The organism is Bacillus sp. AFS040349, assembly GCF_002577655.1.
Taxonomy (GTDB): Bacteria; Bacillota; Bacilli; order Bacillales; family Bacillaceae; genus Metabacillus.
The window spans coordinates 1-26,020 of record NZ_NUMC01000053.1 but is presented as its reverse complement, the minus strand read 5'-3'; the positions used below and the strand labels follow the sequence as shown (position 1 = coordinate 26,020).

Annotated in this window: 26 protein-coding genes and 2 pseudogenes; 23 read left to right on the top strand and 5 right to left on the bottom strand. The window is 35.2% G+C overall.

Annotated features, from left to right (window positions below; translation table 11 throughout):
• Nucleotides 1-69 precede the first annotated feature (69 nt).
• The 5 genes from COD11_RS12805 (at nucleotide 70) to COD11_RS12785 (ending at nucleotide 3,879) form a co-directional block, all read left to right on the top strand.
• A complete protein-coding gene (locus tag COD11_RS12805) occupies nucleotides 70-1,527 on the top strand; it encodes a sodium/proline symporter (protein WP_098797297.1) in 1,458 nt (485 codons plus the stop codon).
• A 623-nt stretch (nucleotides 1,528-2,150) separates the two neighbouring features.
• Nucleotides 2,151-2,447, top strand: coding sequence for a thioredoxin (gene trxA / locus COD11_RS12800; RefSeq protein WP_098797296.1), 297 nt, complete (start codon nucleotides 2,151-2,153; stop codon nucleotides 2,445-2,447).
• Nucleotides 2,448-2,584: 137 nt separating this feature from the next.
• A complete protein-coding gene (locus tag COD11_RS12795; protein ID WP_176551072.1) occupies nucleotides 2,585-2,824 on the top strand; it encodes a DUF2553 family protein in 240 nt (79 codons plus the stop codon).
• 24 nt (nucleotides 2,825-2,848) lie between these two features.
• Nucleotides 2,849-3,166: an iron-sulfur cluster biosynthesis family protein gene (locus tag COD11_RS12790; RefSeq protein WP_098797294.1), complete on the top strand. Its 318-nt coding sequence runs from the start codon at nucleotides 2,849-2,851 to the stop codon at nucleotides 3,164-3,166.
• 77 nt (nucleotides 3,167-3,243) lie between these two features.
• Nucleotides 3,244-3,879 carry a peptide-methionine (S)-S-oxide reductase MsrA gene (locus COD11_RS12785; protein WP_243856316.1) on the top strand — a complete coding sequence of 212 codons (636 nt, stop codon included), beginning with the start codon at nucleotides 3,244-3,246 and terminating at the stop codon, nucleotides 3,877-3,879.
• Between the two features lie 74 nt (nucleotides 3,880-3,953).
• Here COD11_RS12785 and COD11_RS12780 read toward each other — a convergent pair whose 3' ends face one another.
• Nucleotides 3,954-4,133, bottom strand: coding sequence for a hypothetical protein (locus COD11_RS12780; RefSeq protein ID WP_098797292.1), 180 nt, complete (start codon nucleotides 4,131-4,133; stop codon nucleotides 3,954-3,956).
• Nucleotides 4,134-4,722: 589 nt separating this feature from the next.
• Between COD11_RS12780 and COD11_RS12770 the strand changes: the two genes are divergently transcribed.
• From COD11_RS12770 to COD11_RS12750, 6 genes are all read left to right on the top strand, one after another.
• Nucleotides 4,723-4,935: a glutaredoxin domain-containing protein gene (locus COD11_RS12770; protein WP_098797291.1), complete on the top strand. Its 213-nt coding sequence runs from the start codon at nucleotides 4,723-4,725 to the stop codon at nucleotides 4,933-4,935.
• 2 nt (nucleotides 4,936-4,937) lie between these two features.
• Complete coding sequence (locus tag COD11_RS12765) at nucleotides 4,938-5,621, top strand: Crp/Fnr family transcriptional regulator (protein WP_098797290.1); 684 nt, start codon at nucleotides 4,938-4,940, stop codon at nucleotides 5,619-5,621.
• The gene (locus tag COD11_RS26855) at nucleotides 5,622-5,873 is read left to right on the top strand and encodes a hypothetical protein (protein WP_176551070.1); all 252 of its coding nucleotides are present in this window, start codon (nucleotides 5,622-5,624) and stop codon (nucleotides 5,871-5,873) included.
• A gap of 40 nt (nucleotides 5,874-5,913) precedes the next feature.
• Nucleotides 5,914-6,003, top strand: a complete 90-nt coding sequence (locus COD11_RS27520) for a putative holin-like toxin (RefSeq protein WP_220182010.1) — start codon at nucleotides 5,914-5,916, stop codon at nucleotides 6,001-6,003.
• A gap of 1,031 nt (nucleotides 6,004-7,034) precedes the next feature.
• Complete coding sequence (locus tag COD11_RS12755; RefSeq protein WP_098797288.1) at nucleotides 7,035-7,310, top strand: hypothetical protein; 276 nt, start codon at nucleotides 7,035-7,037, stop codon at nucleotides 7,308-7,310.
• 69 nt (nucleotides 7,311-7,379) lie between these two features.
• Nucleotides 7,380-7,637, top strand: a complete 258-nt coding sequence (locus COD11_RS12750) for a hypothetical protein (RefSeq protein ID WP_098797287.1) — start codon at nucleotides 7,380-7,382, stop codon at nucleotides 7,635-7,637.
• A gap of 283 nt (nucleotides 7,638-7,920) precedes the next feature.
• Here COD11_RS12750 and COD11_RS12745 read toward each other — a convergent pair whose 3' ends face one another.
• Nucleotides 7,921-8,343: an OsmC family protein gene (locus tag COD11_RS12745; protein WP_098797286.1), complete on the bottom strand. Its 423-nt coding sequence runs from the start codon at nucleotides 8,341-8,343 to the stop codon at nucleotides 7,921-7,923.
• A 386-nt stretch (nucleotides 8,344-8,729) separates the two neighbouring features.
• Between COD11_RS12745 and COD11_RS12740 the strand changes: the two are divergent.
• From COD11_RS12740 to COD11_RS12725, 4 genes and pseudogenes are all read left to right on the top strand, one after another.
• Nucleotides 8,730-9,261 (top strand): annotated as a pseudogene (locus COD11_RS12740) (FAD-dependent oxidoreductase); the annotation flags it as partial.
• A gap of 186 nt (nucleotides 9,262-9,447) precedes the next feature.
• Entirely contained in the window at nucleotides 9,448-9,762 is a 315-nt protein-coding gene (trxA, locus tag COD11_RS12735) for a thioredoxin (RefSeq protein ID WP_098797285.1), read from the top strand.
• A gap of 212 nt (nucleotides 9,763-9,974) precedes the next feature.
• Nucleotides 9,975-10,493, top strand: coding sequence for a YkgB family protein (locus COD11_RS12730; RefSeq protein ID WP_098797284.1), 519 nt, complete (start codon nucleotides 9,975-9,977; stop codon nucleotides 10,491-10,493).
• Between the two features lie 18 nt (nucleotides 10,494-10,511).
• Entirely contained in the window at nucleotides 10,512-10,715 is a 204-nt protein-coding gene (locus COD11_RS12725) for a thioredoxin domain-containing protein (RefSeq protein ID WP_098797283.1), read from the top strand.
• Between the two features lie 528 nt (nucleotides 10,716-11,243).
• Here the strand turns inward: COD11_RS12725 and COD11_RS12720 are convergent.
• On the bottom strand, nucleotides 11,244-12,980 hold the full coding sequence (locus tag COD11_RS12720) for a hypothetical protein (protein ID WP_098797282.1): 1,737 nt from the start codon (nucleotides 12,978-12,980) through the stop codon (nucleotides 11,244-11,246).
• 335 nt (nucleotides 12,981-13,315) lie between these two features.
• Here COD11_RS12720 and COD11_RS12715 point away from each other — a divergent pair, with 335 nt between their 5' ends.
• The 8 genes and pseudogenes from COD11_RS12715 to COD11_RS12680 all read left to right on the top strand — a co-directional run bounded on the left by COD11_RS12715 (nucleotide 13,316) and on the right by COD11_RS12680 (nucleotide 24,592).
• Nucleotides 13,316-16,354, top strand: a complete 3,039-nt coding sequence (locus COD11_RS12715) for a Tn3 family transposase (RefSeq protein ID WP_098797281.1) — start codon at nucleotides 13,316-13,318, stop codon at nucleotides 16,352-16,354.
• An 853-nt stretch (nucleotides 16,355-17,207) separates the two neighbouring features.
• Nucleotides 17,208-17,492 (top strand): hypothetical protein, encoded by a 285-nt coding sequence (locus COD11_RS12710; protein ID WP_098797280.1) that lies wholly within the window; start codon nucleotides 17,208-17,210, stop codon nucleotides 17,490-17,492.
• A 62-nt stretch (nucleotides 17,493-17,554) separates the two neighbouring features.
• Nucleotides 17,555-18,268, top strand: a complete 714-nt coding sequence (locus COD11_RS12705) for a 2OG-Fe(II) oxygenase (RefSeq protein ID WP_098797279.1) — start codon at nucleotides 17,555-17,557, stop codon at nucleotides 18,266-18,268.
• A 2-nt stretch (nucleotides 18,269-18,270) separates the two neighbouring features.
• Nucleotides 18,271-20,232: a carbamoyltransferase family protein gene (locus COD11_RS12700; protein WP_098797278.1), complete on the top strand. Its 1,962-nt coding sequence runs from the start codon at nucleotides 18,271-18,273 to the stop codon at nucleotides 20,230-20,232.
• Between the two features lie 55 nt (nucleotides 20,233-20,287).
• Nucleotides 20,288-21,544 (top strand): MFS transporter, encoded by a 1,257-nt coding sequence (locus COD11_RS12695; protein WP_176551071.1) that lies wholly within the window; start codon nucleotides 20,288-20,290, stop codon nucleotides 21,542-21,544.
• A gap of 42 nt (nucleotides 21,545-21,586) precedes the next feature.
• Nucleotides 21,587-22,114, top strand: a complete 528-nt coding sequence (locus COD11_RS12690; protein ID WP_098797276.1) for a GNAT family N-acetyltransferase — start codon at nucleotides 21,587-21,589, stop codon at nucleotides 22,112-22,114.
• 326 nt (nucleotides 22,115-22,440) lie between these two features.
• Nucleotides 22,441-22,560, top strand: a pseudogene (locus COD11_RS12685) (recombinase family protein); the annotation flags it as partial.
• A gap of 268 nt (nucleotides 22,561-22,828) precedes the next feature.
• Entirely contained in the window at nucleotides 22,829-24,592 is a 1,764-nt protein-coding gene (locus COD11_RS12680) for a multicopper oxidase family protein (RefSeq protein ID WP_098797275.1), read from the top strand.
• Nucleotides 24,593-24,819: 227 nt separating this feature from the next.
• Here the strand turns inward: COD11_RS12680 and COD11_RS12675 are convergent, their stop codons facing one another.
• A complete protein-coding gene (locus COD11_RS12675) occupies nucleotides 24,820-25,350 on the bottom strand; it encodes a DUF6944 family repetitive protein (RefSeq protein ID WP_031538325.1) in 531 nt (176 codons plus the stop codon).
• 298 nt (nucleotides 25,351-25,648) lie between these two features.
• A partial coding sequence (locus COD11_RS12670) for a helix-turn-helix domain-containing protein (protein WP_141549684.1) occupies nucleotides 25,649-26,020 on the bottom strand: 372 nt, incomplete at its 5' end.

Below are 26,020 nucleotides of genomic sequence, written 5' to 3'. Positions count from 1 at the left end.
TGTGCCCCGATTTACGGAAAGTTTAACCACTTAGTATTGTTTACTTTAATAAGACGGAGGAATAAAGTTATGCACACGGTTGTATATGTTGAAATTGCCTTATATTTAATTGCGATGATGGCAATTGGAATTTATTTTAGCAAGAAGGACTTATCACATAATGATTATTTTTTAGGTGGAAATAAGCTTCCTGGTTGGGCACTTGCATTCTCTGAGCGTGCTACCGGGGAATCAGCGTATATGTTTTTAGGGGCAATCGGTTTTATTTACGCAGCGGGTTTATCAGGTATTTGGATTTTATCCGGAATGTTTTTAGGAGTTATGGTTTCCTGGTTATTCTTATCGAAACGCTTTATGACCGAACAACAAAAATATAAGGTAAATAGTTTAACAGACTATATTGCTGTCAAATTCCCTAAACATGCAGATATGATTCGCTGGTTAGCTTCGTCTGTTTTGGTTTTATTCTTCGTTTGTTATTTAGCTGCTCAATTTTCAGGTATAGGGAAAACTATTTATTCATTCTCTGGTTTTAATATAACATGGGGAACGATTGTAATCGCCGTAATCATTATTGCTTATTCTTGTATGGGTGGCTTTATGTCTGTCGTTTGGACAGATACGATTCAAAGCTTTTTAATGCTTGCTTCATTCATTATCGTGCCTATTGCAGCTTTCATGGAAATAAAAAATCAAGGATTAAGTATTTCAACTGAGCTTGCGAATATGGGAAATGGTGCAGATAGCTGGGTTGGAGGCTTAAATGGGATTGCCTTAGGGGCCATGCTATTTACAAACCTTTCATGGTTCTTTGGCTGGTTAGGTGGTCAGCCTCAATTAAGCTCTCGTTTTATGGCCATCGCAACGGAAAAAGAGCGTATTACAGGCCGCAATATGGCAATTATTTGGACGCTGATTGTCTATATTGGGGCCTTTTTATCGGCGATTTTCGCTACGACTTTATACAAACAAGCCACGATTGATGATCCAGAGGTGATTTTACCTCATATGGTATTCGATATCTTACCGCCATGGGTTGCAGGAATTATCGTTGCAGGAATTTTAGCAGCAATTATGTCTACTGCGTCATCACAACTACTAGTAATTACAACTTCTATTAGTGAAGATATTATTCACAAAACATTACGTTGGAATATCTCAAGCAGAAAATTGGTTCACCTATCACGTCTTATAGCGGTTATTAGTGGTATTGTGGGCATTATTATTTCACTAAAATCTGGCTCTGTTATTTATAGTCTTGTATCCTTTGCATGGGCAGGTATAGGGAATACATTTTCTGTTATTATCTTATTAATTTTTTTCTGGAAGCGTATTTCAGGTATGGGTGTAATTGCAACGATTATTGTCGGTTTTGTCAGTGCTATAGTTTGGCCGCTTTCATCGCTGGAATCAATTTTATCAGCAAAAGCTGCCACGTTCTTTATTTGCTTAATCGCTGGGATTGTATTCTCTTTAATTTATCCTGATACAGTAAAAGAGACACAGTCTAAATTAGTAAAATCTTAATATGGACCATTATTTTCTTATACAAAAAGGGGCTTGTTTAGAAAGTGTGGATTTGAAGTTTATCAAGACCGGTTCTGGTGAAAATACCACGACAAAAAAAGTTGTAGGTCCATTTTCAAATAACTCTTAGTTGGTTATCCTGAACAGTCTATGTAGGAATTCCACTTTATTTTGGACAGACTCTCGATAAAGTATAGAAAGCATATTTATCACCTTAAGATTTTCTTACTACAAGTTAAATCCAAAAACACTGTATACAAACTCAATTTTGTTGAGTTTGTATACAATCTGAACATTTCTTCTCTGGAGGAAATGTTTTTTATATTTGACAAAATAAAAATCCAAAAATATTAAGATGAGATCTGTAAATGTAACCATCTAACAAACTTTATACTCATTTATGTAAGAGCAAAGTGTGATAACGGGATCACATTTTTTTAGGATGAGGAGAATACTTATGAATGAACATCTTACGTTAAATGAACATTACAAAGGGGTGTAGAGCAATTTAAGAAACAGGTACCACAAAAGATATTAGACAATCTAGCAAAGTCAGTAACAGATTTAATCGACAAGGAAACGTTGGGTGGATTAGCTGTAGGATTAAAGGCTCATAATTTTACATTGAAAAATTAAATAAGAAAAAAAGTAACTCTAACAGAGTAGTAGCTGATTTTTTTGCTACATGGTGTGGGCCTTGTAAGATGATCGTACAAGTATTAGAAGAACTTGATCAGGATATGGGTAATGAAGATAAGGTTGTGAAAATTAATGTCAACCAAGACCAAGAAACGGCTAATAATTTTGCTGTATTGAACATCCCGGCTCTATTAGTGATGAAAGATGGCGAAGTAGTAGATACACTTGTTGGTTATAGACCAAAGGAAGCACAGGAAGAAGTTCTCAATAAACACATCTAAACAGCAATATCATCCGAAAGTAGAGATTTCGATCTTTTTGTGTAAGGTACATGACATTTTTCTTTTTCGGTTTCCTATATACTCGAGTTGCAAGGATGATTCGATTCATGATTAAGAAGAAAAGGAGAGGAAATATTATGAAGAACATGATGAATGTAACAGAGAATATTCGAGCAGTTGTAAAAGAAGCTCAAATAGAATTATTCTTTAGAGATGAAAAGATAGGAACGATCTCCATTTCTCCTGATGAGCAAAGAAAATTAGAGCTTCATCAAGATTATGTGATGGAAAATGGGAAAATATTTAAATATATGGAGCATTTACAAGGAGGTCACCCTAAAGCATATGTCGAAGGCTGTGACCTTGGTTGGTGTTAAAATTTCTTTAAGGGGGCAGATACAATGAATGTAAAATTTTCGGATAGAGCAGTTGAGAGATTAAACCAGGAGCCTGCCATTGCTTATCAATTGAACCCTAGTCTGGGGGGCTGTTCCATTGGAGCTGATTGGGTGACATTTGTCGGGATGAAGGAGCTAGGTTCAGAGATGGAACAACAACTCCTTTCTACAAACTTTAAGCCAGTTTTATTGGGACATAAATCAGATCATTTATTTGATGAAGACTTAGTATTGGATTTTAATCCAAGTAAGTCCACGTTTATCTTAAAAAGTAACAGTCAAATCTATACGGCGTATATGAAATTAGAATATCGAAATTAAGAATGATACAAATCAAGTAACTGCCCTGTAAGATTACCTTGATTTGTATTTTTTTAGGAGTGATTTAATTGGATACAGTGACGTTTGGTATGGGCTGTTTCTGGGGACCTGAGTCACGTTTTGGCTATCACCCTGGAGTCATCAGAACAAGAGTTGGGTATGCGGGAGGTAAAGAAGGTCAGCCTACCTCCAAAAACACGTTAGATTATACAGAAGCTTTACACATCCAATATGATTCAAATCTACTGAGTTTAGATCAGATCTTGACTCAATTTTTTGAGCAGCATAATACAACGAGAGCTCCTCGTTCGATTAAGTATCGTTCTGTCCTGTTTTATCAAAGTGAGGAACAAAAGGAAAAGATGCTTCAAAAAGTAGAGCACATCAAGCAGTTTCATGGTCGCTGCTATACCTCTGTTGAGCCTCTTGACGCCTTTTATCAGGCTGAAATCCGTCATCAAAAGTATTATCTTCAAAGATGGAAGCCTGTTTATGAAACGTGGCAGCAGCTTGAGGGAAAGGAATACCTAGTTGATTCAACCCTAGCAGCCAGGTTAAATGGCATTTCAAAAGACTGTGGGTCACTTCAAGAGCTAATGCTGGAATTTTCGGATTCAGGCTACCATACTCTTTGGTCAGTGATCGAAGAAGTATTAAAGGAGACGAAAAATCCGGCACGTGAAGCGTGTGATAAAGTATGTAAGAGTAAATGAAAAGCGGCCTAAACTAGGAACTAGGGCTGCTATAGTTTTATAGACTTCTTAAAGCACGTAAAATATCATTTGGCTCAAGGCGATACATGAAGTTTGGATTTAAAAGCGGTTTCTCCAGTTTCATCTATCATAAACGTAGCCAGTATTGGTAAGATCCAGTTTACTTTCCCATTGAAGGATTCTAAATCTAAGTCGATCTTTTCATAATCATCTTTTAAATAATCAGGAACATCGAAAAGCACATTATACTTCACTGAAACGATTCCTCTCGGATCCTTAACACTTGAAAATCTAATTCGTTTTTCTCTTGCATGGATAGTGTATAGTCCGGTGTTTTGGACCGATTGCGAAAAGCTTTGCGCCTAGTTCCTGTATTCGGGTAGGATCCCTTGTTAGTCTTTTAATTGACGATTACAGAAAGGTACCGATCCGCGGTAAAACGTTAGCACTACCGGACCTTTTTCCAGCTCTTCATATAAATTAATGTCCTTGCCAAGGTGATTTTTTAATGGGTAGTCCTTTGCTTTCTCGCCTTCTGCGATCCAAGTGACTAACCCTGATTCCTTTGCCTCTTTTATGGTACGCGTTCAAATGTCTGCATCGCCTCAAATGGGCTAAGCTGCTTTGATTTGCTAGAGGTAACACCTAATTCAGAATTTAAACTCATGTTTGATTCTCCTCTCATATTGGATAATTTTATTATGTCTCCTACTCTTGAAAAAAATATAAGCCCCCTTACATTTACTTTTAAGCTTACGGTGTAAAATAATGAATAGTAATATGAAGTCAATTTGTATCCAGTTGACAAGACAACTAATGAAGAAAAGGAAGAGTGAGTAGGATATGACTTTATATATTTTGCCAAGCTGTTGTAAATGTGAGGAAGTGATAAAGCTATTTGACAAGCTAGGAATAGATGTGACAGTGATTAATATTTTTGATAACCTAGATATAGGGAGGTCACTAACTTTAGATAAAGGTCTACCACTGCTAGAGCTGAATGACGAATGGTTAGATTATGAGATGATTATGAAACGATATAAAAGTGAGGGTTAGACATGGATAAATTAATGCTTCTTTCGCAAATTAATATATTTGATGAGCTTCCAAAAGAAGAATTAAAAAAATTAGATCAAGTAACATTAACGGCTCCTATTAAAAAGGGGACGATCATTCTAAGTCCAACTCAACAGCTAAGGTCGCTATTTTTCTTGAAAAAAGGGCAGGTTCGTCTATATAAAGTATCTTCTAATGGAAAGGAATTCACGGTTGATCTTTTAAGTGAGGGAAATGTGTTTGGAGAAACATCAAGCTTTTCATTAACAGAGTCTGAAATTTATGCAGAAACGATGGTCGATTCGTTTGTGTGCACATTAACAAAGGATCAATTTGAGGATTTTATACGTCAAAACCCAGCCATTGCCATCAATCTCATTACCATTTTGACTTCAAAGCTTAAAGAAATGTATCAAATTACCGAAAGTATTGCTTATAAAGATGTAAAGTATCGAATTGTTCTTCTTCTCATGCAGTTAAGTAACCGCTTTGGTGTGAGAAGTGGGGAGTGGCAAACTATCGAGGTGAAAATTACTCAACATGATATTGCCAGTATGATCGGCTCTTCTAGAGAAACGGTCAATTTATTTTTAGGCGAATTAGAGAAGGAAGAAGTGATTATGAAGAAGCCTTTAAAAATTAATACAGCCTTGGCTAAGGAATTATATGAGGTGGATGAGGGCTAATTGTCTTCATTGTATATCACTAAACGCAGAGGGAGTACCTCTGCGTTTTCTTATGTGCGCCCGGCATGGGTGCAGTCTATAGGTTGCAAGTCCCGAGCCATGAAGGCAGTAGTAGTGGAGGCATGTTACATAACATTTGATATTAAAACAAGCCTTGCAATTAATATTAAAGGGTTTAGTTCAACTAATTTCGAAGAATTTACTTTATCTGATAAAAATTTTGGGTATAATGGAGATACAGCAAGTCGGTAAAGGGCAGCGGCCATTCCCTTGTAGAAAGGGGGTGACGCTGGTGATTACAATAGCAGACGCACTAGGGTTAATGATAGCATTCGCTTCCCTCATCGTTGCAGTAATCGCGGTTACGAAAGGAAAAGAGTAACCCCCTCTTACCCCCGACCAAGGCGTTAAGAAAGTGGTTACTCTTTTTTTTGAGCTAACAGTCAACTTTTACCGCTAAAAGTCGCTGCTCTTTATGCAGTTTGCTGTGCTGAAAGGTCTCTGGTTCCCGCCAGTGGCCTTTTTTTATTTTGTCATATTATATCTCTATTATACCCACAGTTTTTAAATTAAACAATGATTTGAACAATATTATCTGAGATTTCCGAAGCAGATGCGCCGAATTTTTCTTTCATACATAACATCCCTTACCTTAATTCGATTTATGGGGACCGATGACCAATCTCAAAGTACATTTCCTTTTTTTAAAACTGCTTATTTAGACTAGTATCCGGGAGTTTTTACAAATTATTCAAAGGGGCAAGAATCTCGCTAGGAATTTTTCGAACCCACATCCAAAAGTGTTGTAGAAAATTTTCATTCTTACTTTCGGAAGGTAACACGAAAGGGTGCTTTTGTTCAATGATTGAAAATTTTGCGAAAAAATAGTGTTTTGCCAAGGAAAAGAATGTCTGCTTGTGGCAAACGAGAAGTTGCATTTTACTTTGTCAGCGTTCACATGCCAAACAGTATGAAAACCTGACATAATTGACAGGCTAAATCTTCTAATGAAATAAAAAAGAATTATGTTCGGTATAATACAAATTAACGCATTCATAAACCTTGCTGAAAAAGTGCCCAAACCCTTGTTATATATGGGGTTTTGGACTTTTTTTAATTAAATCATATTTAACTTTAAGAAGGATTGATCCTTATTTAAAGGAATTTGTCTATTCAGTTTTGGAATCTTACCTATAGTATCACTAAAAAACCTTTTTTGCAGAAAGAAGATAATTATGGAAGATGCAAAGGAACTATGCTAACGGGTAAATGCAGCGGCTTGCAGGCAGCTTTTTCTTTCATATTAAACTGAGGGAGTTGAATAAATTAAATGGTATAAAAGATACACAAGTTATTCGAAAAAAGTTTAAATAAGAAGTATTAGGCAAATCATAAGTAGAAGGAGGATTTGAAATGAAATTTACTATTCGTATTTTCTTCAGGGAAAACTTTAATAATTCAATATTTGAAAGAGAGCTAAAAAAATCCTTAGAGGAAATTAGTGTATCTGTTACAAGTATTAATTTTAATCAATTTGAAGAAAAATACATACATAATAGAAGGAATATTATTGAGATAAATGTTGAAGTTAAAGGGGAATATATCGATTACAGAACCATTTTTGGTTGTGTATTTTTAGTAATAGATGACCTTTCTTTAAATTTATCTGGAATAGATATAAATGAATAATAGGCTTACCTAAGTGTTTTGTATTTCTAAATTTCACCTAATAAAAATTGTTTATTAAAGGAGGGAATTATGAAAGAATTTATCATTTCATATATAGAAAATAAAATTGGTGGTCATAAAAAGGACATCCTCGTTGTGGGCGAAGACTTTCAATCATGCTATGAAGAGCATATTCAAAAATATCCATCCATGGTAGGTATTGTTCAGCAATTTAATGAAGAGCACGAAACCATGAATTTTCTCCGCCCTAACAAAATTCAATTAGAAAAAGTAACTGACGAAATCTTCGAGGAAGAAGAGAAAAAAAGAGAATTTTATGATGGATGATATATATCCATATTTCAGACCGAAGTGTTGACCATTTTATCAATGTTGCAAGCTATGGTCAACCACCACTATTCCTATGGTGAAAGTGTAATATTGAATATTAAAGATACATAAAAAGAAATTAATAAAGGAGAAAGAGCTAGCTTTAAAGTTTAGCTCTTTCTCCTTTATTGGTCCGTAAAGTCAGTGTAAGTAAATGCTTTAACAGAAAAGTGGAGATCTTATGGCTTCACGCAAGCCATTGGTTAATAAGAATTATTGGATATATTTCCTTCCCAACAATTTAAACTCCTTTTGTTTCCATGCCATTTATGGAGTAACTTACACGAATAGTTGCGCTTAATGAATGGGCCACTGTACAATATTTATCTACTGAAAGCTGGATGGCACGAACAACTTTCTCTTCAGGAAGGTCACCTTCTAATGAATAGTGAATGTGGATATCTGTGAATTTTTTTGGGTGATCGTCTGCCCTCTGACCTTCCACATCCATGTAAAATTTAGTAGGCTCCAATCGCATTTTTGCTAAAATAGAGATAATATCAATACCTGTACAGCCTGCTACTGCATTAAGTAGTAATTCAGTGGGTCTTGACCCACTATTTGATCCCCCTATTTCTTCGCCAGCATCCATTTTTATTTCATGACCGGATGGTGTTATACTCGAAAACGCCATTTTATTATTCCAATTTAGTTTGATCTTCATTGTTTTAAACCTCCTCGTTCTTCTTAAACATATACGTAGTTAGTATAACCGCTCTTAATAATATTTCCAGTTAGATATATTTTAAAATGTTTGGTCCATAAAAAAACACCTTCCTAACTTTAGTATGATGATTTGGAAAAATTATTTGTGTTTTACGAAGATGATCGTCCGTTTTATATTGAATTTTGAATAGGCTTAAATATAAATACTAATATATGCTCTCTAGCTATTCCTCAATTTGTCGCTTTTCTTTAGCAATGAAAATGCCCTTACTTATGTAAAAGATGCGTATAGGAATGTTTTTTCGTTGGCGTACAATACTCAATAAATTAAGTCCGGTGGTTCCTTAACAAGAAACTTTGCTTTCTTCATGTCGAAATTTGATTGGTGTATCTTATTGTGCAGTCTGTGATGGGGCCTTTGTTAGAGGCAAGGACCTTGTAGTAGTGGGGGGAGGAGACTCCGCTGTAGAAGAGGGTGTATACTTATCGCTTCGCAAATAAGGTGACAATAGTTCATCGCCGTGATGAATTCAGAGCTCAGAAAATTCTACAGCAACGTGCGTTTGGTAATGAAAAAATTGAAGTTATGTTTAATACAGCCGTTAAAACCATTAATGAGCAAAATTGAAAAGTAGTATCGACGGAAAATAGCGCTGAAAAAGAGTTTACTATAGATGGTGTATTTATCTATGTCGGAATGGTTCCACTAACAGTACCATTTAGGAAACTTGGAATCATGAATTCAATGGGCTACATTGAGATAAATGATCGAATGGAAACAAAAGTGGAAGGCATCTTTGCTTCAGGAGATGTTCTTGAAAAAACATTACCTCAAATTGTAACCGCAACTGGTGATGGTAACATTGCCGCACAAAGTGGCCAGCAATACGCAGAAGAGCTATTGGGAAATTTATAAGCTAAATGAGAAAGTGAGTATCTCTTCGAACAGAGGAGATTTTTTTTGTATTGAAAAAATTTTGCCAGCAATATTCATAAATATAATTACTAAATGTTAGCCACCTAACATTTTTAAATACAGAAATAAACTATACTGGTAAGTATAAGAAAAGACTATTACAGATTTTAAGGAGATGGATAAGAGATGGCAGTATTAAACGTGACCGATCAAACATTTACGGAAGAAACTAACAATGGAATAGTGTTAGCTGACTTTTTCGCCACTTGGTGTGGACCTTGTAAAATGATTGCACCCGTTCTTGAAGAGCTTGATCAAGACTTGGGGAACCAAGTTAAGATTATAAAAATTGATGTTGATCAAAACCAGGAAACAGCAAACAAATTTGGTATCATGAGTATTCCGACTCTACTAGTCATGAAAGATGGCAAGGTTGTAGAGACTTTGGTTGGTTTTAAGTCTAAGGAAGCACTTGAGGAATCATTAAATAAGCATATCTAACCCTAAAAAAGCATTGAGAACTAACCATCATTTCGGGGTAGTACCAGAGTTACTGACACCACCATCAAGTGCTGCTGTATAAAAATACATCCCCCATAAATTAATTCAAGACATGAGTTTATTAAACGAGCTCAGGATCTAGGGTTCCCTAGAGCAGGTGATTTATAACTTAAATAAAAAATGCGACAGTAATCGCAGAGGAGGAAACCTTCATGTTCAAGTTATTTGAAGCTTTCGGTCAAAAAATTGAGATCATCGGAACAAAGAGTTTGTTTATTGCACTGGCCATCGTTTATTTTTGGATTGGCGCGATGAAATTCACGGCCTACGAAGCAAATGGGATAGTCCCATTTGTAAGCAACAGCCCAGCACTTGGATGGCTTTACAACTATTTTTCAGTTCGTACGTTTTCTTCTCTATTGGGAATATTAGAATTATTAGTCGGCCTACTCATTCTTAGCCGCTTTGTGTCTGCAAAGCTGTCAGCTGTTGGAGCGTTTCTTTCCTGCATTCTATTTCTGACGACACTGAGTTTCATGCTCTCTACGCCGGGTGTCATTGAGCCAAGCCTCGGTTTCCCCGCCCTTTCTGCGGCCCCAGGTCAATTTCTGTTGAAAGATCTCGTCTTACTGGGCGCCTCTGTGTTTGCCTTGGGCGAGTCACTGAAGGCAACTAGAAGTGGAACGTTTCATGAAAACCTGGAGAAGCGCTATCCGGATGCGGGAAAATAGTCAGGATCAGGTCATTTAATGGTTCCGAATGTATATGATTTGTATCGATTTAATAAAGATCTGCATTTTTTTACTCAATTTAGAAAAAGGAAGAGGGGGCTAGCAAAAGCGAAAGCCTATGGAGTTGAAGCCGTGCCAACAGTTGCAATCAATTGGAAATTAGTGAGCACAAGCGGTATCAATACTGATGTGTTAAAAGCTTCTGGATTATGTCTGTGTTAAAAATGAATTCACAAGGGTGAAGACTTCACCCTTGTTTTCTTATTTAAAGAAAGGAGAGATGTTCTTGAATACAGTTGTTTCAATGAAATAAACGATCATTTCCTATGTGATCGCTTTCCTTTTTTATCCTGACGATGGTGACGGTTTCGGTGATGTTAAAGACCGTGAATTGATTTTGCCAAAAATGGCAGCAATGGCAATTGTGATGTGGGTATATCGAGAAGGTTGATGGATTAGGCAGCCGTCGAAGAATTTTCTTGCTCCATCGTCAACCAAGTTCCTAAGGGGCTATTGGTGCTAATTTTGCGTATCATTCATTCGAACCTGGCCACTTCAATTGCAACAGGCTTGCTTCCATTGGAGATGAATGTACCCGAATGGCCTTTCATCATACTAATTTTAATTTTCACCATCCTATTAATCCTTGTATTTCTCGTATCTAGATTAAACAAGGGAATGCTGAAGAAAATTCAAATTTAGTATAAGTATAGGATGATGGTCCCCATCCTGTATATCATATTGATCGGCTTACTCTGTTGCTGCGTATTGTTGGCATCCGTATACCAGCAGTGGTGTAGTGGCAGCCCTGCGTAATTCACAAATAACTGCTGCAGTTGCTAAAGATAGGGTTACATCTTTTGAACAAAAAAAATGGTTAGTAGCATTCGTTTTAGTTGTTCTTAAATCTTTTCGCATTACTTGATGAATGATACGGCGGGCATCTTCGTAGCTTAAATCGTTTTGTTCTAACCAATCCAAATTAATATTTGAAACAGAAAGATCGTTTAGGTCAATTTTGGGAAACCTTATAACATCCTTATGTCGCCAAGCGTTGTTAAGATGTATAAGCACATAGAGCCAAGAAGAGTCATAGTTGAAAGTCCTTTGTCTTTTTATTTTGCCAGAACCATTTTTAGTAAGAACTGTTTGGTTCATTTGTTTTTTAACATCTTCAATAGCCTTCCTTTTGTGTAAAGGTAAATTAGTGGCAAAACTAAATAATGATTTATAATCTTCGTAATCATAAATGGATTTATCTTTGGGGATAACTTCCTTTTCATACGGATTTATGATACGTTCCAATTTAAACAGTTTCTTTTTATTTTTTTCAATAAGTTTGTTATAAATTGAATTAATGAAACTATAAAATATTTTCTGATACAAAAACGGAATATTTTCATTAAACAATGTAAGATTTATATGATTTGAGGTCATTTCGTATATCTCTTTTTCCGCAAGAAAGTCAATTATTATTCCTGTACACTTGGCATATCTAAATATTGTGTAATGTTTAGTCTCGATGCTTTCACTATTATTTCGTAAAACACGATGTACAAATTTCTTCCATTCTAAACAGGTAAATAAATCACTATTATGAAAATTAATCTCCAAACTTCTAAGCACGTATTCGTACGCATCTATATTGTCTGATATTGTTGTGACAGCTTCTTTGAGTTCATTTTCTTGAACAATTTCATTAACAATTGATTTTGGGTAGATGTATTCTATTCTTTTTTGTGGATAAATACCTCGAAAAACAGTCGGAACCTTCTTCCTAGCATCGATTATTTTTGAATGTGAACTATGATATTGAAGTCCCAATAGTTCTTGTACCTCATCTGAAATATAGTATTCAGCTTTAAGTTTCTGCTGCTGAGCCCTTAACTGATCTATGGGTTCTTTTAGGCAATGACGAATACCTCCTAAAATAGTGTCGGTTATGTTTTCTTCCTTTCTTAGAATATTCCACTGTCCTTTAGTTAAATTCAAAAGTTTCCTTGCTTCACCACATGAATAATATCGTTCAGTGTTGTAAACTTTTCCTCTAATGAGTGTTCCTGTATCCATGGTACTATCAGGCAAAACGTTTAGATTATATTCTTCAATCAAAGATTCTACTATTTGTCTTGGGTGGAAAATATGATGTTGAGATATGTAAATGTTTTTTACATTGTTGTTTTTAAGTATTTTCCAAAGAACCACATTTCCGGAATTTAGCTTTTCAAGTGCTTCTTCACGACTAATATAATCTATCAGGAATTGATTAACCGACTCTTTTGTGATGTATGATTCATTTGCAAATGTTATGGATTTTAAAATCCCAAGATTCATTAAGTTAAATATATTATTTTTATACGTTTCCAATTTAAATTCACCTTTGAATCGATATTTATGACTGATTAGTTTTCGGGCTGCTTGTCCAATGGTGAAACTTTGCTCAAAGACCCTTTTTTCTTCTTGTACATATTTTTCAAGTGAGCTCAAAACAACTTTGTCCTTTCCGTCTGAATCGGTAATGACTTCTATAAGACCTTCTCTTTTTAACCTCTTCAACTTATTGGGGTAGCGTCAGGGAAATGCGGATTTACAACGGTAAGCATTTGATACAAGTCTTATGAGACAGTCAGAAGTCATTTAAAACGCTAATTTCATTATGTCTCAATAAACTCTACTCTATTGGGGGTACGGAAACGATTCGCAGATTGAGGGGCCATTGTGGGAAAATATGGTATTAGCGACCGAACCTATCAAAATGATAGGTTTTTATTTTATTATAAATATAGAATTGTAGAAATTATTAGATAAAGAAGGGATAGAAATTGCCAAGTATTCAGGATACCATTTACCCCAGGTTTAAGAGTAATCTGACAGAGAAAGACTTGGAAGAAGTATATACACCAAAAATAAATGAAATAGAATGGGCAGAAGCTAAGTCTAAAGGTACCTTACAACAATTAGCATTACTTGTTTTAACCAAAACCGTACAGAAGCTTGGGTTTTTTATACATATTGTTGAAGTTCCAGAAGCGATTGTTATACATATTGCGAAAAAGGCACACTTGCCTTTGCCTACCAAAGAAGAGTGGAAAACGTACAGTGAAACGAGAACTGCTAAACGCCATTTTCGCTTTGTTCGGGATTATCTTCAGCTTCGACCATTTGATCATGAGGCCCATCATATTTTAACCAATACAATGAATAAATTAGCATTTAGCAAAGATGATCCTGCCGACTTAGTCAATGCTGCAATTGAAGAATTAATACGACAACGATACGAATTACCTGTTTATAATACCTTAAAAGATGCAGCAAACGATGTTCGAAATAAATCATATCGTGCCATCTATCATCAGATAGACCATGCACTAAATGATGAACAAAAAAAGAACATAGATCAACTTTTTCAGATACCTGAAGGCGCTACCTACAGTCCTTGGAATGAAATAAAAGAGGACGCGAAAAGAGCCACTTTATCACATCTAAACGATTTAATTGTACGCCGTAATTGGTTAATAAACCATCAAATTCCTACCGATTTGCTTCAGGACGTTCCTTACATCAAAGTGAAACAAATGGCAGCTGAAGCCAAAACGTTGGGCGCTTTTCGTATGTTAGAAATGGAATCTAAAAAAAGATATGCGCTTACACTTGCCTTTGTATCTATGCAATTGTCTAAAATTTTAGATGATATTGGAGAAATGCTCATTAAAAGAATGATGAGCATTCATAAAAAAGGCCGTCAACGTTTAAAAGATCATAAAGAAAAGACGCAAAAACGCACGGATTCGTTAATATCAACTTTCCATGAATTACTGCTTGCTTATCAAACTGAAGGGAATCCTGAAGAAAGAATTCAGGCCATGCAAAAGGTACTCAAAGAACAAGAAGCACAGGTTATACAAGATTGCGAAAACCATTTAGCTTTTAGTGGAGACAACTACTATTTATTCTTATGGCAATTTTATAAAAGTCATCGTGCTACATTGTTTAAAATTCTTAAATCCGTTCCACTCCGTTCAACTACACAAGATAAAGCACTGGAAGAGGCGATTTCTTTTCTCCTTACACATCAATATACAAAAAAGGAATTCATACCAGTCGTTCACATCGAAAAGAACGGAAAGTGGCGAAAGGATTGGGAAATTACTCCTTTGTTAGATCTGTCTTGGGTACCAGATTCCTGGTGGCGTTGGATCAGTCCTAAAAAGAAGAAAGAAAAAATGCCTGATGAAATCAATCGCCGACACTTTGAAGTATGTGTCCTTTCGCAGATTATGTTAGAGCTTAAGGCAAGTGACCTATATATAGAAGGAAGCGAAAAATATGCAGACTATCGAAAGCAACTCATTACATGGGAGGACTATGAAAAGAATTTAGCTGATTTTTGCAAGCATGTGAATTTGCCTATTTCCGGAGTCGATTTCGTTAGAAAGACACAGCAAGATTTTAAACAAATCACGAGCCAAACAGATCAATCCTTTCCTCGAAATGAACAAGTGCGGATTGAAAACGGTGAAGTGGTGATTGGACAGTTAAAGAAGAAAAAAATCCCTCCTGGTTTAAAGAAACTTGAAGAATATATAGCTGGAAATTTAGAGCCCATTAATGTACTGGATATGCTTGCTGATACCGAATACTGGTTAAATTGGACTCGTTTTTTTGGTCCTATTTCAGGGCATGAGGCGAAATTAGACAACGCAGTTGAACGATACATAACGAATGCCTTTTGCTATGGATGTAATTTAGGACCAACTCAAACTGCCCGATCAATAGGAAGTTTAGACCGAAAACAAATAGCTTGGATTAATCAACGTCATGTGACCATTGAAAATTTAGACAAAGCGATTCAATATATTATAAATACCTATAACCAATTTGATCTTCCAAAACATTGGGGCGATGGGAAAAGAGCTTCAGCTGACGGAACGAAATGGGATTTATATGAGCAGAATCTTTTATCCGAAAATCATATTCGTTATGGTGGATATGGTGGGATTGGATATTATCATGTTTCGGATACCTATATTGCTTTATTCAGCAATTTTATTCCTTGTGGCGTATGGGAAGGGATACATATTTTAGACATTTTGATGAATGATAAAGCCGAAATTCAACCTGAAATTCTTCATTCAGATACTCAAGGGCAAAGTACAACAGTTTTTGGACTTTCCTCTTTACTAGGTATTCAGCTGATGCCTAGAATACGGAATTGGAAAGACTTAAAATTATTCCGTCCCTGTAATGAAGAAATCTACGAGCATATTGATGAACTTTTTTCAGGGGAAATCGATTGGGAGCTCATTGAAACTCATTATCCAGACATGATTAGAGTTGCTATGTCGATCCAGTCAGGTAAAATTACTCCTTCTACCATTCTTAATAAACTAGGGACATACAGCAAAAAGAATAAGTTGTATCAGGCGTTTCGCGAGCTTGGAAGAGTAATACGAACGATGTTTTTATTAAAATATATGGCTGACGAGGAACTAAGAAGAACGATTCAAGCAGCTACCAATAAAAGTGAAGCTTTTAATGGGTTTACCAAGTGGCTATTCTTTGGTGGTGAAGGGATTATCGCTGAAAATGACCGGGAAAAACAGCGTAAGGTTATTAAATATAACCACTTAGTGGCCAATTGTCTTATCTTTTATAATGTGTTCTCTTTGTCTCGTATTCTCCATGACTACATGCAAGACGGAAATGATTATGATGAAGAGCTGATTTCCTATTTAAGCCCCTATGTTACAGCTCATGTCAATCGGTTTGGAAAATACCGCATTGATCTAAACCGTAAACCTCCTAAACTTCCGTTTGAGGTGTCTGTAGCAAGAGAAAAAAATATACTTTTAATAAAGTAAAGGAGTGACCTGAATGCTATTAAATTCGCTAGATGATGAACCGAAGAGTTTCAAGATGGTAGGAAGAAGATACGTGGGTGATTTATACTAAACTTCATAATGATATTTAAGATACAATGCACTTTTTAAACATCTGTTCAACATAAGAGATAAAGACTATTGAATAGGGACTTAATGATTTAATGCACTATTTTGGCGATCGAAAATCTATGAGAAAGAAAGTTTGCAAGAGTCAAATAGAGAGTTCAAAGTCAATAAAAAAGAAGAAGCTGTTGATTAACAAAAATTTATTTATGGCTCAATCAGCGTTCTGTCCGATTGGACAAGTCCACTTAATAACATATAGAGTGTAAAGGTTACACTTTAACTGTTAACTCAGGACATTCATTTCAATAAAGATATTCCAACATTAGGCCATTTCATACTTTGAAATGTGCTTATTTATTTTAAGGCGATATTCTTTCTTTTTTAAAATCTTTTTAAAATCGATGGAGAAATGAATACTTCCATGTTTTTAAAAAATATGAGAAATTACTAGGTTTTAAAGAATTATAGTGAGTTTCTTCCCTATCTGTCTTTATAACAAAACAAAGAACAAAAAAACTAGTCCTTCATAAAAAGATATTTTTAAAAAATATTGTTGAAAAAGATAACTTTTAAATTTTATAAGAGTATCTACTTAAAGAGAAGTTTTGTTAATAAGCATCAAATATTGAACCTGTATAAAAATATACATTACAAACATTAACTAAAAATACTAAATAAATAAAATTATGGAAAAATTCTTTGTAATATCCAAAAATTAGTAGTATTATATTATTGTAACAAAATTTCCAAAGGGGAGATGGTTAACTTGTCAATGATTATTAATGGTAGTAGAGCAAAAGAGTTAGAAAGTGGTCTCGATAAGTTACAAGCAAAGCTTAAAGTGCTCTCTGATAATTCTAAGGGCGAAAAAAAAGAATTACTTAACAGAATCATCAGTACAGCTGTAAAACAGAATCAAGAAACAGAGGCTAATAATGAGGGGGCAAACCATTTAGCACGCTACTATAAGCCGATGTCAACACATGATCAGTTAAAATTAAAGCTTAAATTTAACGACCTAATTAACGTTGTCGAGATGCCAGCAAACTAAAAGATCATAGCAACCCATAAGAACTACACTCTTATGGGTTGTTTAAAAAAGGAGATTTAGATATGAGTTTAGATACCTTACAAAAATCTAAAAACGAATTATTAAGTGATATAAATGAGTTAATTACAGGCATGGATATGGCTGAAAAAATAAATATGCAATTATTGCTATCTCTTGCTGTTGGTGGGCTTGCACCAAACAACAACAAGGGATCTGATGAAATTTCAGAGAACGCTTTCAATATAGCTGTGGAACTTATGACACAGTTTAGAGATGCAGGGCTAGTAAAATATGAAAGACCTTCATTTATGACTAATGAATTACTAAATGCTTTAATAAAAGAATCTAAAGAAGTACGAAAAATTGCTGTAAGACCGGGTAAGCACTACTTATCTCCTGCTGGAAAAGTAGCTGAGGAACTAGCATTAAGCAATGAATTAGTTCAATATGTAAACGATGCCCTTGGTTATAAGGTTATTCCTAATGAAATAAGCTCATATTTATATTATGAGGAACCAGGCGATGGAATCCCCGCACATGTTGATTCAGACGTGTTTTCAATTAACTGCATTATTGGTTTATCACATGAGATGGGGGACCATGTAGAAAATCCATCCTCATTAGTTGTTTATTCTAATGATGGAAAACCAAAAAGAATTTTATTGAAACCAGGTGAGTTAGTTCTTTTATTAGCTGGTGGTTCTGTTCATGAACGAGAACCAGTTGTTGAAGGAGAAAAGGTATCTATACTTACAGTAGGGCTTAGAAGAGGTTAAACATGTTTGTACTTGGAATTAATTATAGTCATGATGCTGCAGCATGTTTAGTAGAAGATGGCAAGGTTGTAGCAGCTATTCAAAAAGAAAGACTTACCCGTCGTAAACATGATTTAGAAAGGACAATTTCTGATGAACGAATGATTCAATATTGTCTAGATGCTAGGGGAATCTCCATTGATGAAGTAGATTTAATTGTTTCAAACGTTCAATCTTTGTCATATGGAGGGGTGGGATTAACCACTCCCCTTCAAAAAGATTTTTCCCTTTTTGATCCTTTTTCAGAAAAACATCTTTTTATATCTCACCACTTAGCACATGCCTATAGTGCATTTTCACCTTCAGGGCAATCAGAATCAATAGTAATGGTTATTGATGCTGCGGGTTCTTCTTCGCCAGAAGGAAAAGATTATGTAATGGCAGGTCCGGAAATGAAGAAATATTTACTAGGACCTACTCCAAAAGGAGAATTTAAGAGTGAGGCAGAGTCATACTATTTATTTACTAATAACTCATATAAATTGTTAGATAGATTTTATTTACCAAGCCATTCATCGGAGATGATATACACTGGCGGGATAGGTATGGCATATGCAATTGTTTCAAATTACATCTTTGATGATCCCCTTGAAAGTGGAAAGGTAATGGGACTTGCACCTTACGGAGATTGTAATTTCCATAGGGGTGTAAATATCATGTCTTCAAATGAAGATAAGGTTATATTCAATAATAACTGGCAATTAAACTTTAATAAACCTGGGTTCCACGAAGATCAAAAACATTTAGCAGCAATCATGCAAAGAGATCTTGAAAATGCACTTGAGGCAAGAATTAAAAGCATATTTAAGAAAACTACCACTAGAAATATTTGTTATGCAGGTGGAGTTGCACTTAATTGTGTAGCAAATGGAAAAGTGTTAAGTAAGTATGCGAATGAACTATTTATCCAGCCAGCTGCTAATGATGCTGGTATAGCTATTGGCTGTGCCTACTATGGATATAGTTTTTTAAAGAAACAAAATGCACATTATAAACAAACACATGATTATTTAGGAAAGAAATATACCTCGCAGGAAGTAAGTAATGTTCTTAGTAATTATTTAGTTGTAAATAAAGAGCGAACTCCAAATGATCAATTAATTAATGAAGTAGCTAAACGTTTAGAAAAAGGTGAAATAGTTGCATGGTTTGAGGGTGGTTCTGAATTTGGCCCTCGCTCACTTGGACATAGAAGTATAATATGCAACCCAATGTTATCGAATATGAAATCAAAACTTAACGAAAGAGTTAAGCATAGAGAATCTTTTCGTCCGTTTGCACCAGTTTGTCCAGTGGAATGTGCTGACTCCTATTTTGAAGTAAACAGAGAAAGTCCATTCATGTTATTAAGTTTTGATGTTAAAAGTGATTATAGGGAATCACTTCCCGCAATAACACATGTAGATAATTCTACTAGGTTACAAACGTTACATGAAAAAGAACACCCTAGATTACATAAGTTACTACATAAATTTGGAGAATTAACAAGTATTCCAGTTCTTCTAAACACGTCTTTTAATGTTATGGGTGAACCTATAGTAGAAACACCAGAGGATGCTATAAATTGCTTTTTATCAACTGATATAGATGTTTTAGTTATTGAAAATTGGATTATTACAAAGAAAGAATTAGACAGGCAATCAAAAGTCAATTCGTACCCGGTTTTTCGCCCTTCTATTACCCTTATTTCTGAGGAATCACAAGGATACCAATTGCTCGGAATATCAAATGGGAAAAAGATCACTCCTTTAAAACATGAAGAGTTTGAAGTAGCTAGGACACTCCTTTTAAATAACGGACAAAAGACATTAAATGAGTTAGTTGATTCAGAATTTCAATTAGAAAAACACCTTAAATTGTGTGAGGCATTTGAACAACTAAACTATTTAAATTTCACTTTTGAAAAGCATACAATTACTACTTAATAAAAACATACACTCCTTTACGAGTGTATGTTAATTACATTTTAGGAGGGATATTTTGTCTCCTTTTTTTAAAGAGTTATTTATCAATCGCTCTTTTTCATTTTACTTACCAGCAACTAGTTTAAATGCATTAGGAAGTTCACTCTTTGAAATTGCAGCAACTGTCTATGTTTATAATGAATCAAATAATGATCCAAAGTCTATTGCTTTTTTTATGATTGTATTATTACTTCCCTCAATCATCTTACCACCTTTTGGAGGAGTAATAGGTGACAAGATTCCTAAGAAGCTCGTAATTACTATCTCTAATATCTTAATTGGTATTTTTGCTTTATTTATGTTCTTGTTTCCTTTTACTACTTATATATACTTTCTAAGTTTCCTTGTATCCTCAATTAGAATATTATCTGGTCCAAGTCGAGGAAGTTATATACCGGAAATAGTCGAGGAAAATTACATTTTAACTGCTAACTCTCGCCTCCAATCAGGGACGTCTATAACAACAATCATTGGAATGCTTATTTCTGGACTTGTAGTGGCTAAATTAGATGCAGTATATGGTTTCTTGATCTATGCTATTTGTATTTTTATAGCTTCGTTTTTAACTATCTTGACTAAACCATCTACCATAAATGAAGAAGAAAGTAGCATAAATACTGATAAAAAGAATCTTTTAGGGAATTTAATAAAGGGCTTTGTAAAATTGATAGATGTTAAGGATGCTCTAAGAGTAACTATTCTGGTAGGGGTTATCTCAGGTGTCAGTGGAATTATAAACGTACTATATCTTGTTTTTGTAACAGAAGTATTAGGTATGGAGGAATCCTTTTATTCCGTTTTAATGGTTATAGAAGCTGTAGGATTATTCATAGGTAGTCTTATTGTTAAACATCTTCAAAATAAATTAGGTTATCTACCTCTTTTGAGTTTATGTACAATTGTGGATGGAATATGTATTGGTTTACATTATTCAATAGATTCTATGTTCTCATTTTTATTCTTAGGGTTACTAACCGGTACAGTTGGAGCTCAAATATCAATATTATCAAATTCAATTCTACAAAAAACCACAGAAGCATCAAGTAGGGCAAGTGTTTTTGGATCATTCCAGATGATAATAGGTATTTTTTCTATTCCTGGCCTTTTTATCGGGGGTCTAATACAATCAAACGAGAATGTTCGAATTCTTTTTGGAATTAGTGGGTTAATAATTACATTAATAGGTTTATATTACTTTACAAAAAGTTACTTCAATAAAAACAAAATTAATAACAATGTAGATAAAAGTTCGATATCTAATAGTAATGGTTAAACTATTATAATAAAAAATATATGGCTTTCGGGGAGTTATAAAATGACTAATATGAATCTAGAACCATTAAACAAGTATCATGCTGAGGAGTTATTTTCAGTTTTAAAAGATGAAAAAATATATACCTATATCCCTGAAAATCCTCCTGAGAGTTCAGGTGAATTGTCTGAAAAATTCGAAAGGTTGGCAGAAGGTGCACCAATTCACCTTTCGCAAATCTGGTTAAATTTTGCAATCTATAATAAAAATTTAAAGGAATATATTGGAACGGTTCAAGCAACTATTTATAGTAAAGATTTAAAAGCTTCAATAGCATATGTCTTACCTTCTAAGTACTGGGGAAAGGGATATGCACAACAAGCAGTAACAGAGATGATTAATATACTAATTTCAAATTATAAAATAAAGATGTTTCATGCATATATTGATACAAGGAACATTAAATCAATTAAATTAGTTGAAAGGCTAGGATTTAAAAAAATTGGATTTGAAAAGAATGCGGATTTTTTTAAAGGTTCTACCAGCGACGAATATATATTTGCCTTGAAAACAGAGGAATGGAATAAATAAATACACATATTTCCTATTTAGGATCTTGAGATCAAAATAGGTGAAAAATAATTCAGACGTCTTTCTGAACAAGAGTGGTGCCTTTTTACATGTGATGGACCACTGTAATGGTAGCCATTAGAAGCTTTAATGTTATTCAATAACAGGGCGCGTGCTTGTCTGGAGTAAGATAGTAAAAAATAGACTGAACGGTAAGAACCGATTAGTCTATTTTTTTATTATCAATAGGGTACACCCTATTGATAAGTTTCTGTCTCCTTGATATTATTAGCTTGATAGACTCTCAATAACACCTATCAAAAATACATATTAAAAGAGGACGAAAAATGATCTACGGATATGCCCGGGTAAGTACACAAGACCAAAACCTTGATACCCAAATTGAGCAACTCACAAAATTTGGAGTAGACGAAATTGTAAAGGAAAAAATCAGTGGTGTTTCTAAACTGTCACTTTAGACGTTATTTTGCACCAATTTTAATCGCTATTTTGCATTATAAGTAATAAAAAAGTTATCTTAAAATGATAGCTGATAAGTTAAAATAAAGTTCTTCAACTTAAAATTAAGTGGTTAAAACAACAGTTATGATATTCCATTAAAGGGCCAGATTGTTGAGGAACGTTTTCAAGTAAATAGATTATTCTAGTATGAATATACGCATGAAATGCTCCTTTCCTGCATATACCGTAGTGATATGAAGAGGAGAGGATGAAATGGTACAACCTTTAGATCCTAAAAGGATTCCTAAATTCGTAAATCAACTCGTTATCCCACCGGTATATATGCCTACTATTCTTAGACAGCCAATATCTGGTGAAGTGATCGGGCATGCGTATAAAATTGAAGCAAGTGAATTCCAGCAGCAAATCTTACCGCCTGGATTCGGTACCACGAAAGTTTTTGGTTACAGTGGTATGATACAGGACCCGTACACGGGAAGAGCGGTTTACTATAAAAGTGCTCCAGGTTCCACATTTGAAGCCATTCGAGGAATTCCTGTACATGTTCAATGGATAAACAACATTACTGGTCCCCATTTTCTTCCGGTTGATCCGACACTCGATTGGGCAAATCCAAATTCCATGTCAGTTCCTCTACCACCATTTCCATCATTTCCACCAGGATTTCCCCTAGCACAGCAACCAGTACCTATTGTCCCTCATTTGCACGGAGGAGAGCATCCATCTTATTTTGACGATTATCCTGATGCTTGGTTTACTGCAGATGGAAGGACCGGTATGGCTTTCATAACTAATACCTATACATTCCCCAATGTACAACAGCCTACAGCTCTTTGGTATCATGACCATACCATGGGAATGACTCGATTGAATAATTACGCCGGGCTTACAGGGTTCTATTTGCTCCGTGATATGAATGACCCCATTGTCCCGTTTCTTCCTAGTAGAGAAAATGAGATTCCACTCAACATTCAGGACCGATCTTTTAATACTGATGGTTCTCTTTTCTATGATCATATGGGGGCTAACCCAAGTATTCATCCTTATGTGGTACCAGAGTTTTTTGGAAACACGATAATGGTGAATGGTAAGGTGTGGCCGAACCTTAATGTCAAACCTCAACAATACCGTTTTCGTGTTCTGAATGGTTCAAATGCTCGTTTTTATCGTTTACAGCTTTCCAATAAACAGAAATTTATCCAGATTGGCACCGATGGAGGTTATTTACCTCAAGCTGTAGAACTTTCCTCACTTTTGATTTCACCGGCAGAACGAGCAGATATCCTTATTGATTTCTCTACTTTAGCTCCTGGTACAACCGTTATTTTAACGAATACTGCTAACGCCCCGTTCCCTGATGGAACACCGGCAGACCCACAAACTGTTGGTCAAATTATGCAATTTACAGTCATAAATGAAACTGTCTTACCGCCAAAGAAATTGCCACCTGTTCTTAACAGCATTCCTCAATTAAAGCCAACAAAAACGAGAACTTTGACTTTATTCGAACTGGAGGGTCCTAATGGTCCCTTGAAAGTTACGTTAGATGGCCAACTGTGGGGTAATCCCGTTTCTGAGCTGCCTCAGGCAGGAACAACAGAAGATTGGCAAGTTGTTAACCTTACCGATGACACCCATCCAATCCATCTTCATCTCGTTCAGTTCCTGCTCGTTAGCCGCCAGAAATTCCATTCTGACGCTTATTTGAAAGACTGGATGCAACTAAATCAAACGACGCCTCCTAGCACCCCACCTTATTTTGTTAAGCCTAAGACACCACCAATAGACGCATATTTACAAGGTCAACCTATTGCACCTCCACTCAATGAGAAAGGGTGGAAGGATACCATACAAATGAATGCGGGAGAAGTGACAACGATAAGAGTTCGGTTTACTTCCCAGGATGGCAGTCCCTTTCCATTCGACCCTAGCCTTGGGCCTGGATATGTATGGCATTGCCATATGCTTGAACACGAGGATAATGAAATGATGAGACCGTTAAAGGTATTGCCTTAAAGATCTAAAAAAATAAACATGGTCAAAATAAATTTTGTTCTTTGGCAAAGTAAGGTGAACTCGAAATATAAGTTATTCCGCTAGCTTACCAAAAGTAATTCCTGTAACTATTTAAGTAATAAATACCCAAAAAGGAGATAGAACTAGATTCGATATCCATATTTTATCTCCTTTATTATCCAAGCTAAATACGCTTTTCCATTACAATGTAAACTATATATTCAAAATTACTTACTTTGGCCTAAAGCTGAAATGATGGAACCGATGGCTTGGATCCAACTTCCGACCACATTCAGTTCTTGCCCCTCCCTGTTCCTTAGTTCGTTGATACCTGAAAGTGCTTGTAATGCATTACCAATTGCTTGTAGAAGGTTTCCATATATGCTGTAAAGCTCTTTTACAGTAGGTTCACGGCCTAGAGCATCAGCAAGAGATACTCCACCACCAACTGCTTGAAGTAAATTTCCTTTTATGTTTAATTCCTTTTTTGTTTTTTCGCTAAAATTTATTAATATCCCTACAATGACCGTTGAATTTCCTATTGCCTGAATTTCGTTGCCTATCTTTTCAAGGGTAAAGTTTTTTTCACTATCTGCTACTAATGAATTTCCGGTTGCTTGTAATACATTTCCCCATAGATTTAAATCTCCAAGCAGAGTATCGGAAATATTTTTGGAAGGTGTAGCTCCGATAGCTGAAAGGGTTGTTCCAATCGCTTGGACCCAAGAACCAAACGTTGCTTTCAGTTCATTATCCATAACTTGAACACCTTCTTTTAATTATTGTAAACATTTATAGTTTGCTTTGTTACAGATGTATCCAAAATTAGATAAATGGCAAAAAAAATAGTTTGTTGTAGGGAGAAAAATTTGGGGGTGTTTATGTATAGAAGTTAAGTTATTCAGCAATCGGGCGCTTTTCATGAGTAAAAAAAGCCTAATTTCTCACTTACAACACCGAGAAATTAGGCTTTTTTTATATTTGAATTTCCTTAATGTTGTAAATCCGCATTTCCTGACGCTACTACTATTAAATAGTTTAAGAACCCGTAGATTTCTATTCTGCGAGCTCCTTTTTAATCCTATAAACAGTTGATCGAGTAATGGCATTTTTTTCTGCGATTTGCTTAATTGGGGTTCCGGATTTCAACATTCTTACGACTTCTTGATAGACTAATCGCTTTTGTGGATTCTTTGCATTAGGTGAATAAAGTAACGGACGCCCTTTGTAAACTCCTTTTTCTTTGGCAATTTTTATACCTTGGGCTTGACGACGTTTACTTTCTGTCCGTTCCATTTCTGCAACCATCGCCAAAATCTGAACAATCAAATCTTTCATAAATCGGTCCAACAAGGGGTTTCCAATAGCTTCAGCTAAGATAGGCATACTCGTCACGATCAAACCTGCATTTTTATTTTTTAAGCTATG

Excerpts from the sequence above, each read along its gene's own strand:
- COD11_RS12805 (WP_098797297.1), top strand. The coding sequence starts at position 70 with ATGCACACGGTTGTATATGTTGAAATTGCCTTATATTTAATTGCGATG.
- COD11_RS12795 (WP_176551072.1), top strand. The coding sequence starts at position 2,585 with ATGAAGAACATGATGAATGTAACAGAGAATATTCGAGCAGTTGTAAAA.
- COD11_RS12790 (WP_098797294.1), top strand. The coding sequence starts at position 2,849 with ATGAATGTAAAATTTTCGGATAGAGCAGTTGAGAGATTAAACCAGGAG.
- COD11_RS12770 (WP_098797291.1), top strand. The coding sequence starts at position 4,723 with ATGACTTTATATATTTTGCCAAGCTGTTGTAAATGTGAGGAAGTGATA.
- COD11_RS12765 (WP_098797290.1), top strand. The coding sequence starts at position 4,938 with ATGGATAAATTAATGCTTCTTTCGCAAATTAATATATTTGATGAGCTT.
- COD11_RS12755 (WP_098797288.1), top strand. The coding sequence starts at position 7,035 with ATGAAATTTACTATTCGTATTTTCTTCAGGGAAAACTTTAATAATTCA.
- COD11_RS12750 (WP_098797287.1), top strand. The coding sequence starts at position 7,380 with ATGAAAGAATTTATCATTTCATATATAGAAAATAAAATTGGTGGTCAT.
- COD11_RS12745 (WP_098797286.1), bottom strand. The coding sequence starts at position 8,343 with ATGAAGATCAAACTAAATTGGAATAATAAAATGGCGTTTTCGAGTATA.
- trxA (WP_098797285.1), top strand. The coding sequence starts at position 9,448 with ATGGCAGTATTAAACGTGACCGATCAAACATTTACGGAAGAAACTAAC.
- COD11_RS12730 (WP_098797284.1), top strand. The coding sequence starts at position 9,975 with ATGTTCAAGTTATTTGAAGCTTTCGGTCAAAAAATTGAGATCATCGGA.
- COD11_RS12725 (WP_098797283.1), top strand. The coding sequence starts at position 10,512 with ATGGTTCCGAATGTATATGATTTGTATCGATTTAATAAAGATCTGCAT.
- COD11_RS12705 (WP_098797279.1), top strand. The coding sequence starts at position 17,555 with ATGAGTTTAGATACCTTACAAAAATCTAAAAACGAATTATTAAGTGAT.
- COD11_RS12700 (WP_098797278.1), top strand. The coding sequence starts at position 18,271 with ATGTTTGTACTTGGAATTAATTATAGTCATGATGCTGCAGCATGTTTA.
- COD11_RS12690 (WP_098797276.1), top strand. The coding sequence starts at position 21,587 with ATGACTAATATGAATCTAGAACCATTAAACAAGTATCATGCTGAGGAG.
- COD11_RS12680 (WP_098797275.1), top strand. The coding sequence starts at position 22,829 with ATGGTACAACCTTTAGATCCTAAAAGGATTCCTAAATTCGTAAATCAA.
- COD11_RS12675 (WP_031538325.1), bottom strand. The coding sequence starts at position 25,350 with ATGGATAATGAACTGAAAGCAACGTTTGGTTCTTGGGTCCAAGCGATT.